The organism is Streptomyces sp. NPDC054847 (assembly GCF_053610925.1).
The window spans coordinates 1-9,337 of record NZ_JBSGZJ010000289.1 but is presented as its reverse complement, the minus strand read 5'-3'; the positions used below and the strand labels follow the sequence as shown (position 1 = coordinate 9,337).

The following is a 9,337-nucleotide window of genomic DNA, read 5'->3' as shown; positions in this document are numbered from 1 at the left end:
GTGTAAGCGATCACGATGTCGCGGCGGGGCCTGATGCCGTGCCGGGCCCAGGCCCGTACGACCGCGAGGACCATGGCGTCCATGTTCTTCATGTCGACGGCGCCGCGGCCCCAGACCACTCCGTCGCGGACCTCGCCCGAGAAGGGGTGGACGGTCCAGTCGGCGGGCTCCGCGGGAACCACGTCGAGGTGGCCGTGGACGAGGAGCGCGTCGGCGCCCGGGTCCCAGCCTTCGTAGCGGGCCACCACGTTGGTGCGGCCGGAGGTGCGTTCCAGAAGGACCGGGTCGAGCCCCGCGTTGACCAGCCGTTCGGCGACGTACTCGGCGGCGGGCCGCTCACGGCAGTCGCCGCCGCCCCGGTTGGTGGTGTCGATGCGGATGAGCTCGGAGGTGAAGGTCACCACCTCGTCGAGGGCGCGGGCGTCGATGGGGGTCTCTGTCACGTCAGCCATACTGCTCCTCCACGGCGGCGGAGACGATCGTCGTGACCGCCTTGAATGTGCGGATGCCCTCGTACATCGTCCCGCTGGTGTACACCACCCGCCTCTCCCCCCGGGCCCGTGCCACGCCAGGGACGACGGTGGCCGCGGCCGCGAGGTGCTCGGCGTCGAACTCGAGCTCGACGGTGAACGGCCCGCCCTCGACGGGCGCGTGGCGTACGGCGAGGGCGGCGGCCTCCTTGGCCGCGGCGCGGATGTCCGCCGCGGTGCGGGCCGGGGTCCGGCAGACGGCCGCATAGCGCGAAACATGGTCCTTGACCGCGACCTTGAGCGCTTCGGGGGCGTAGCCGAGGGCGTCCTCGCAGGTCAGATCGTCGCCGGTGACGAGGACGACGGGGACGCCGTATTCGGCGACGACATGGGCGTTGAGCAGGCCCTCGCTCGCGCGGACGCCGTTCAGCCAGACACCGGTGATGGAGTTGGCGAGGTAGGTGTGGGCCAGGACGCCTTCCGCGCCGGCGCCGGTGTGGTAGCCGATGAAGGCGATGCCGTCGACGTCGCCGTGCTGGACGCCCTCGACCATGGACAGCGACTTGTGACGCCCGGTGAGCATCTCGGCGCGTTCGTCGAGTTCCTCGAGGAGGAGGTTGCGCATCGTCCAGTGCGCCTCGTTGATCAGCACCTCGTCGGCGCCGCCGTCGAAGAAGCCGAGGACGGCCGCGTTCACGTCGGAGGTGAACAGGGAGCGGCAGCGTTCCCACTGGGGTGTGCCGGGCAGGACGTCGGCCGGCCATGTCACCCCCGTGGCGCCCTCCATGTCGGCGCTGATAAGGATCTTCACGGCTCTCTCCGTTCCGCCACGGCCACGCTGCCAGAAGTGCACCTTACGACAGGGTGGCCGTGGAGCGGAGTGGCTGGTCACGCCGCGTCCCGGCCGCTCCGGGGAGCGGCCGGGTGCGGCCCGCTAACCGAGGACCTTCTCCAAGGAGGCGAGGGCCGACCCGAGTTCCTCCTGGGTGATGGTCAGCGGCGGCGCGATCCGGATGGTCGAGCCGTGGGTGTCCTTCACGAGGATGCCCTCGGCCATCAGCCGTTCGCTGATCTCCCGGCCGCTGCCGATGGCCGGGTCGACGTCGACGCCCGCCCACAGGCCGCGGGAGCGGAAGCCGACGACGCCCTTGCCCACCAGCCCGGTCAGGCCCTCCCGCAGCACCTCGCCCAGGTCGGCGGCCCTGCGCTGGAACTCTCCGGTGGCCAGCAGGTCGACCACGGCGGAACCGACCGCGGCGGCCAGCGGGTTCCCGCCGAACGTGGAGCCGTGCTCGCCGGGACGCAGCACGCCCAGCACGTCCCGGCGTGCGACGACCGCGGAGACGGGGACGATGCCACCGCCGAGGGCCTTGCCGAGCAGCAGCATGTCGGGGACGACCGACTCGTGGTCGACGGCGAGGGTCGTGCCGGTGCGTCCGAGACCGGACTGGATCTCGTCGGCGATGAACAGGCAGCCGGCCCGCCGGGTCAGCTCGCGCACGCCCGCGAGGTAGCCGTCGTCGGGGATGAGGACGCCCGCCTCGCCCTGGATCGGCTCGATGAGCACGGCGGCCGTGGTCTCGTCGATCGCGTTCTCGAGCGCGGCGAGGTCGTTGTAGGGCACGATCCGGAAGCCGGGCGTGAAGGGGCCGAACCCGCCGCGCGCCGACTCGTCGGTGGAGAAGCTGACGATGGTGGTGGTGCGGCCGTGGAAGTTGCCGTCGGCGACGATGATCGTCGCCCGGTCGGGTGCGACGCCCTTGACCTCGTAGGCCCATTTGCGGGCGACCTTGACCGCGCTCTCGACGGCCTCCGCGCCGGTGTTCATCGGCAGGGTCATCTCGAGGCCGGTGAGCTCGGCGAGACCTTCCGCGAAGCCGGCGAGCCGGTCGTTGTGGAAGGCGCGCGAGGTGAGGGTGACCTCGTCGAGCTGGCGGTGGGCTGCGGCGACGAGGCCGGGGTGGCGGTGGCCGAAGTTGAGCGCCGAGTAGCCGGCCAGCATGTCGAGGTAGCGGCGGCCCTCGACGTCCTCGACCCAAACGCCCTCGGCGCGTGCGACGACGACGGGAAGCGGGTGGTAGTTGTGCGCGAGCGCCGTGTTCTCGGCGCGGATGAGCTCCTCGGAGGAGCGCTGCGTGCGTACGGGGGTGAGAGTCATGCGCGGATCTCCTGAGTGCAGCACTTGATGCCGCCGCCGGCCTTGTGGAATTCGGACATGTCTACGGGGACGGGCTCGTAGCCGTGTTCGGCGAGCTGTCCGGCGAGTGCCTTCGCCTGCGGGGCCACGAGGACGTGGCGGCCGTCGGACACGGAGTTGAGGCCGAAGGCCATGGCGTCCTCGCGGGTGGCGATCACCGCGTCGGGGAACAGCCGCCGCAGCACCGCGAGACTGCCCGGCGAGAACGCCTCCGGGTAGTAGGCGATGTTCGCGGTGTGCCCGTCGCTCCCGTCGTCGAGGACGAACAGCGCGGTGTCGAGGTGGTAGAAGTACGGGTCGACGAGCCGGAGGCCGATCACCGGTACGCCGAAGAACTCCTGCACCTCGCGGTGCGCCTCGGTGGTCGTACGGAATCCCGTGCCGGCCAGGATGTGGCCGCCGACGGGGACGAGGTCGCCCTCGCCCTCGCACACCGACCCGGGCCGGTGCACGTCGAACCCTGCGACCTTGAACCAGGCCGCGTACGCCTCTTCCTCCGGCCGGCGCTGCGGCGCGTGGAAGCGGGAGCCGAAGACCTTGCCGTCGAGGACCAGCGCGCAGTTGGCGGCGAAGACCATGTCGGGCAGTTCGGCGTCGGGCTCCACGCACTCGACCTTGTGGCCGAGAGCGCGGTAGGCGTCGGTCAGGGCGTTCCACTGGGACCGGGCGAGGTCCTGATCGACCTCGGTGTTCTCGCTCATCCACGGATTGATGGCGTACTTCACGTCGAAGTAACGGGGTTCGCAGACCAGGTAACGCCTGGGGCGAGGCACGCGGCTGGGTGGCACCCGGGGTTCCTCCCGATTCCTGAGATGGCCGGTGACGACCGGTGACGACCGGTGACGTCTCAACGGTAGGAATCGGGAGGTTCGGGCGACAAGGAACAACCGCTGCGTGTATGCGCAGCAATCCTGCGTCGTACGGCCCATCGGCGGCGTTTCGCGTCGCCCGCCGGGCCTACACCACCCGTTCGGGCTACGCGGGCGACGCGCCGTGCCACCGCCAGGTGGCGGGGCGTGGCCGTCCGGGGAGGTCGGTGCGGCCGGTGCACCAGAGCAGCGCGGGCCAGGGTGCGGCGTCCGCGGGGGCGTCGGGGAACAGCCGGGCGAGCACCCGTGAGCAGATGCCGGCGGGCGGGTCCCAGGTGAGGCCGAGCCCGTCGGCGATGTCGTGGGTGTGCACCAGGGTCTCCACGATGCCCATCGCGGCGAAGCCCTCGGGGTCGGACGCGCCGAAGACATGGTGGGAACGCACCTGCGGCGATGTCGTGCGCGCCATGGCGACGAGCAGCGCGCCGCCGGCCTCCAGCACCTGGAGCAGACCGTCGGGGCCCGCCGTGCGATCGGCGTGGACGGAGTTGGCGGGGCCGCCGGGCCGGCGGCTCTCGTAGGCGAAGGGCACCTCCCGGTCCAGCGGCGGGGTGCGGGGGCCGAGTTGGACGGCGTAGGCGAACAGGTCGTCGGCGAGGTGCTCGACGGTCTCCCAGCAGGTCCACTCCAGGGTGCCCGCGTTGCCGTCCCAGGCCGTCGCGGGTACCTCGCGGAGGGCGGCGACGGCGAGCTGCACGGCGTTGTCGAGGTCGTCGGCGGTGACGGGTGGGCGGCCGTTCACCGCAGGAACGCCGACGTGGTCGCGACGAAACGCTCGGCGTCGTCGAGCCACGGGAAGTGACCGGCTCCCGGCTGGACGACGAGCCGGGCCCGCGGGGACGTGGAGTCCCGCATGGGTCCGCCGGGGACGCAGATCAGGGGCGCGCCGTCCCCGGACACCCGGTAAGAGAGACGGGTTCCGTCGTGCGCGGAAAAGGTAGGCATGGGCCGAGACCCTTTCACCGGCGGTCCGGCGGGGCAACCGGGTTCTGCGCGCCTGCCGGAGAGGGGGTCACATGCCGGCGTCGCCACTCGTCGCGGCGCGGCCGGCGCCGGCCTCCGGGCTGCCGGTCAGCAGGTGGGACAGCACCATGTAGCTGATCGTCTTGCGGATGAACGGCTCGGCCCGGATGCGTTCGAGGACCTCTTCGAAGTGCTCGACGTCCGTCGCCCGTACGTGCAGCAGCGCGTCCGCACCGCCGGTCACCGTCATCGCGGCCGTGATCTCCGGGTGGTTGCGCACGACCTCGGCGAGCCGCCGGGGCGGGGCGGCGCCGTCGCAGTACACCTCGACGTAGGCCTCGGTGGCCCAGCCGAGCGCGGCGGGACGCACCGTGGTGGTGAAACCGGTGATGATGTCGTTCTCGCGCATCCGGTCGACCCGGCGTTTGACCGCCGTGGCCGACAGGCCGATCGCCGCGCCGATCTCCGTGAAACTGGTCCGCGCGTTCTGCACCAGGGCCGCGACGATCTTGCGGTCGAGCTCGTCGAACGGCGCGGATCTGTTCGTCATGTCAAGGTTCCTCCGGACGGCCCTGTCGCGCGCGGACCCTATCGGAAGATGGCCATGGCCTGCACTTCCAGCACCGCTTCCTCGGAGTTCCAGTCCTGGACCTTGCCGAGGCAGCGGGCGGAGAACGTGCCGCTCGGCACCTGGTTGCGCAGCCCTTCGGTGGCGCAGGTGACCCGTACGCGCGGCCCCGCGGCCGGGTCCTCGGGGTCGCCGTAGGGCGCGAGGAACACCGTGGACTCGGGCGACTCGTCGATCTTCCGGAAGCGGCCGCGGATGAGCACGAAGTCCTCGATGTCCCGCAGCCGTACATCCGTCTGGGAGGAGCGGCCCTCGCCGCCGGGCCGGTTCGCCAGTGCCCGGGTGAGTGCCGCGTTCCGTCTGACCGTGCCGCCCGCGAGGTCGACATGGACGATGACGTCGTTCTCCTCGAGCACGTCCATGATGATCCCGATCACCGAGATGGGTTCCGCGACCTCCATGTACTTGCTGACGATCTCGCTGTTGTCACGTCTCCCGCCGCCGGCGCTCAGTCCGAAGACGGTGGCTCTGATGGTGCCGTCCTTGCTGTCGCTGGTCCGCTGCTCGACCTCCCTGCGCAGCGCCGCCGCGTAACCGCGCATCTGGTAGTGGTCCATGACGGACCGGTCGTGGAGGTAGAAGCAGATGCTGTAGGTGAGGTTCCGGGCCCCGCCGCGCCGGCCGGCCGCCAGCCGTGCGGCGGCGAGGACGAGCAGTGCCCCCGCCCCCGCGGCCGTCAGGAGCCACAGCAGCATCCAGGGCCACCAGACGCTCCACCACATCTCAGTGAACACACCCACGGATCTCCTTGAACGCGCTGAGAAGGGACCGGTCGGTGGCGTCGACCATGCGGCCGCCCGTCGCCCGTGCCCCTCGGTCGAGTTCCCTCGTGTCCGCCTCGCCGTAGCGGATCGTGTACGTGCGCACCCGGCGGGCGTCCTCCGGCAGCCGCGCGTGCCCGCGGACGAAGGCGTCCACGTCCATGCCGGCGTTGTTCTCACCGTCCGTCATCAGGACGATGGAGATCCGCCGTTCCGGCCGGTCACGCGGATCGCGGGCCACGGTGCGGTAGGCGTGGTCGAGCGAGGACCAGATGGCGGTGGATCCGGCGAAGTCGTCGGACGCCACGACCGCGCGCAGCCGGTCCAGGTCCCGCTGCCCTTCGTAGGTGATGTTCCGCTCCTCAAGCACGCGGCCGCCGAACCGCATCACCGTGAGCGTCTCGCCCCGGTAGAAGCGGACGAACTTTCCCGAGGGCGAGTCGTCGCCGCCGGCGAGACCGTCGATGGTCTCGCGCAGCGCCGCGATGCGTTCGCCGCGCATCGAGCTGGAGAAGTCGAGGACGAAGATCACCCGGGCCGCCCGGTCACGTTCCGGGTCGCCGTAGTCCGCGAGGAGACGGTCGACGACCTTCTGGTCGTCCGGGAAGTACAGCGCGTTGCCGACCGGCTCCCGCAGGCGGTCGATCCGGGGCACGCCGGGATCGATCGGCCGGCGCAGAGTGCGTTCCATGATCTTCTTCTGGACGGGTCCGCTGCGCAGCCAGTCGACGAGCCTGTCGTAGGCCGCCCGTTTGGAGGGGTCGAGCAGCAGGAGCGGATAGTCGGAGAGCACCATGCCGTCCCTGGGATAGACGATCTCCAACGGCTCGCGGAGCTTGCCGCTGCTGTTGAGCGCCAGCAGTTCGGACTCGTAGGTGATCAGCCCGTTCAGTTCGTCCTGTCGCGCGGCGTAGCCGTCGGCGAGCTTCCCGGAGGCGTCGCCGGTGAGGAGGTGTCCGGCGAAGAAGCCGTGCAGCCGCTCGCAGGAGACGTCCTGCGGACGCAGGGCGGTACCCGTGCCCGCGGCGGCCGTCGCCACTCCGACGAGGGCCGCGAGGCCGCTGTTGGTGTGCCGCGGGTCGGCCATGCCGAAGCGCAGCGATCCGTCCGCCGCGGCGTCGGCGGCGTCCGCCCAGGAGATCCGGCCGCCCGCCGCGGCCCGGCGCAGCCGGTCGGCCGTGGCCCGCTTCACACCGAGGACGACGGGCGAGCGCATGATGTTGGTCGCCAGCGGTTTCTCCCCGTGCCCGCCGTTCGCCTTGACCTTGAGCAGGTAGTAGCGGTCGGAGGAGAGCCAGGCGACGTCGTGCCGGGGGCGGCCTTCGTGCGCCGCGAGTTCGTTGCTGGCGTCCACCGTGCCCCGGTGTTCCATCTCGAGCGTGATGCCGGTGTCGCGGCGCAGGTCGTCGAGCAGGGGGGCCATGTCGGCGAGTTCGGAACTGGCCAGCACCCGCAGGGTCACCCGCTCGGGGCCGCCGGGCGCGCAGGCCGTGGCCGCGGCGAGCCACAGGCCCGCCATGCACAGGGCGATCAGCGAGATCGCCCGGCGCCGGGGCCTCATCAGGGCCGCCCCGGCAGGACATCGGCCGGGGGGCAGTCGCCGACGACGGAGATCATCCTCTCCAGGTAGCGAAGCCTCGGCATCGCGGTCCGGGTGTCGTCGCCTTCCGTGGCGGGGGCGGGGACGCCGCGCTCCTCGAGGAACCGGGTCAGCTGGTCCCCGGCGACCTGCCCCGTCGGATCGAGGATCCGGAAGCCCAGCTCCATGGCGCGCTGCCGCAGTTCCGGGTCGTGCGTGATCAGTTCGCCGAGCCGGTCGCCGTCCTTGTTGAGGGCGATGAACTGAGGCTGGGTGACGAACTGTCCGGAGGGGTAGAGAAGGACGCGCTGCTCGTCGAGCTTCTTCGACCGGGCCTTGTAGTTCAGCTGGTAGGCCAGGTACTGGTGCTCGTAGGCCACCACCACGGGCGCGATGTTCTTGCCCTCCGGCGACACATAGGTGCGGAACACGTCCGCGGCGGGCAGGCCCTGTTCCAGCAGGTGCTTTATCTCGCGCCCGCGGGCGTCGGCCTCCTGGTCGGTGTCGGGCACCTCGTCGCCCCCGCCGTGCCAGGTGAACGCCACCAGGGCGAGGTAGGTGCCGGCCGAGTTGGAACCGCAGACGTCGGGGGTCTGCGCGACGATGCGGTTGGCGTTGGCGATACCGTGCCGCTCGATGCCGATGTCGTCCCAGCGCCTCTTGTCGTGGATGTGGCGCAGGAACCCGGCCATGTCCAGGACGTAGTAGGGCGGCTGGTCCGCGACCGGACCCGTCCCGCGGTGTGCCTTGGCCACGCCCGCGTCCTCGAGCGTTCTGGCGTACTCCCGGTAGGTGGCGAGCACGATGGGGCTGACGAAGGGGCGGTGCACCTTGGCGTACTGGTTGCTCTTGGCCCGTTCGGCGGTGATCAGGTCCCCGGCAGGCTGGCCGGAGGGGAAGACGAAGTCGTACGAGGAGATGTCCCTGATCGCGACCTCGCGTGAGCCCGACGCCGTGATGTGCACCCGTATGTGATGCTTCATCAGGATCCGCTGGACCTCTTCGTCCTCGAAGAAGTCCCGCTTGGACGCCATCTTCCCTTCCAGGGTGATGACGGCCTGGAAGGGAAGCAGGACGTTCCCGGACACGGCCAGCACGGCGACGCCTGTCAGCACGGCCGCCAGCAGGGGCACAACGACGAGGAGGAAGCCGCGCCTCGACCATGACGAGCGCGACTCACGCCTGATGCCCAGCCGCGGTTCCGCTGTGACCCGTCTCTCTCCGACAGCCACGGGCGCTCCCCCTTCGTCCCCCGCGTCACCTCGGGAACAGCCTTACCCTTCCGGGCGGCTCGCGTACGACGAATCAGCCAACATTCGGTGAACAACTCCGTTGGTGCGAAGCCCTGTTGGCCGCCGGGCGCACCGGTCAGCCGCCGGCCAGGCGGACGGTGCTCAGCACCTTGCGGACGACTCCGTCCGGCACCTCCTCCCCTACCCCCTTCGCTCCTACGAACGTCCAGGAGACGATGTCGCCCTTTGGGTTCTTGAAGGCGAAGGCGGTCGCCTTGCCGTCGGTGTCGCACTTGCCCACGGGTTCGACGCCCGTGGAGGAGGCGGTCGCCACGCTGCCCGTGATGCCGGAGGCGGTGGTGTACGGCTCCGGCGCGCCCTTGGTCACCTTGGCCTTGTCCGGCTGGGTGTAGCCGCCGTACACCCACAGGGAGGCGTTGTCGCGGGCGGCCTCCTCCGGCGTTCTCGCCCCGCGTTCGCCGCGGGAGCCGGCGGCGGCGAGCCAGGTCTCGTCGGACGAGCCGTCCAGGTCCGCGTCGGAGACGCACCACTTCTCCTTGAGCATCGCCGGGGCGGAGAAGCCGACGAGGGGGATCTCCTCCGGGTCGGCGTCGTCGGCGACGTAGGTCGCCCACGAC

9 protein-coding genes and 2 pseudogenes are annotated in these 9,337 nt (G+C 71.0%); all 11 read right to left on the bottom strand.

The features are described from left to right. Positions 1–452 (bottom strand): M20/M25/M40 family metallo-hydrolase (locus ACWGH4_RS24410; RefSeq protein ID WP_453464525.1); only part of this gene is annotated, 452 nt, incomplete at its 3' end. Further along, a complete protein-coding gene (locus ACWGH4_RS24405; protein ID WP_453464522.1) occupies positions 445–1,281 on the bottom strand; it encodes a M55 family metallopeptidase in 837 nt (278 codons plus the stop codon). The genes ACWGH4_RS24410 and ACWGH4_RS24405, both read right to left, overlap by 8 nt. Before the next feature lie 123 nt (positions 1,282–1,404). Next, entirely contained in the window at positions 1,405–2,628 is a 1,224-nt protein-coding gene (rocD, locus tag ACWGH4_RS24400) for an ornithine--oxo-acid transaminase (RefSeq protein ID WP_453464519.1), read from the bottom strand. Continuing rightward, a complete protein-coding gene (ddaH, locus tag ACWGH4_RS24395; RefSeq protein ID WP_453464516.1) occupies positions 2,625–3,455 on the bottom strand; it encodes a dimethylargininase in 831 nt (276 codons plus the stop codon). The genes rocD and ddaH overlap by 4 nt, the downstream gene beginning before the upstream one ends. Before the next feature lie 187 nt (positions 3,456–3,642). Then, positions 3,643–4,278, bottom strand: coding sequence for a maleylpyruvate isomerase N-terminal domain-containing protein (locus ACWGH4_RS24390; RefSeq protein WP_453464513.1), 636 nt, complete (start codon positions 4,276–4,278; stop codon positions 3,643–3,645). A 101-nt stretch (positions 4,279–4,379) separates the two neighbouring features. After that, a pseudogene (locus ACWGH4_RS24385) lies at positions 4,380–4,481 on the bottom strand (alpha/beta fold hydrolase); the annotation flags it as partial. Positions 4,482–4,548: 67 nt separating this feature from the next. Then, on the bottom strand, positions 4,549–5,049 hold the full coding sequence (locus ACWGH4_RS24380; RefSeq protein WP_441261673.1) for an AsnC family transcriptional regulator: 501 nt from the start codon (positions 5,047–5,049) through the stop codon (positions 4,549–4,551). A gap of 38 nt (positions 5,050–5,087) precedes the next feature. Next, positions 5,088–5,867: a hypothetical protein gene (locus ACWGH4_RS24375; protein ID WP_453464509.1), complete on the bottom strand. Its 780-nt coding sequence runs from the start codon at positions 5,865–5,867 to the stop codon at positions 5,088–5,090. Further along, entirely contained in the window at positions 5,851–7,449 is a 1,599-nt protein-coding gene (locus ACWGH4_RS24370) for a substrate-binding domain-containing protein (protein WP_453464506.1), read from the bottom strand. The genes ACWGH4_RS24375 and ACWGH4_RS24370 overlap by 17 nt, the downstream gene beginning before the upstream one ends. Continuing rightward, positions 7,449–8,699 carry a hypothetical protein gene (locus ACWGH4_RS24365; protein WP_453464503.1) on the bottom strand — a complete coding sequence of 417 codons (1,251 nt, stop codon included), beginning with the start codon at positions 8,697–8,699 and terminating at the stop codon, positions 7,449–7,451. The genes ACWGH4_RS24370 and ACWGH4_RS24365 overlap by 1 nt, the downstream gene beginning before the upstream one ends. Positions 8,700–8,835: 136 nt before the next feature. Beyond that, positions 8,836–9,337: pseudogene (locus ACWGH4_RS24360) on the bottom strand (hypothetical protein); the annotation flags it as partial.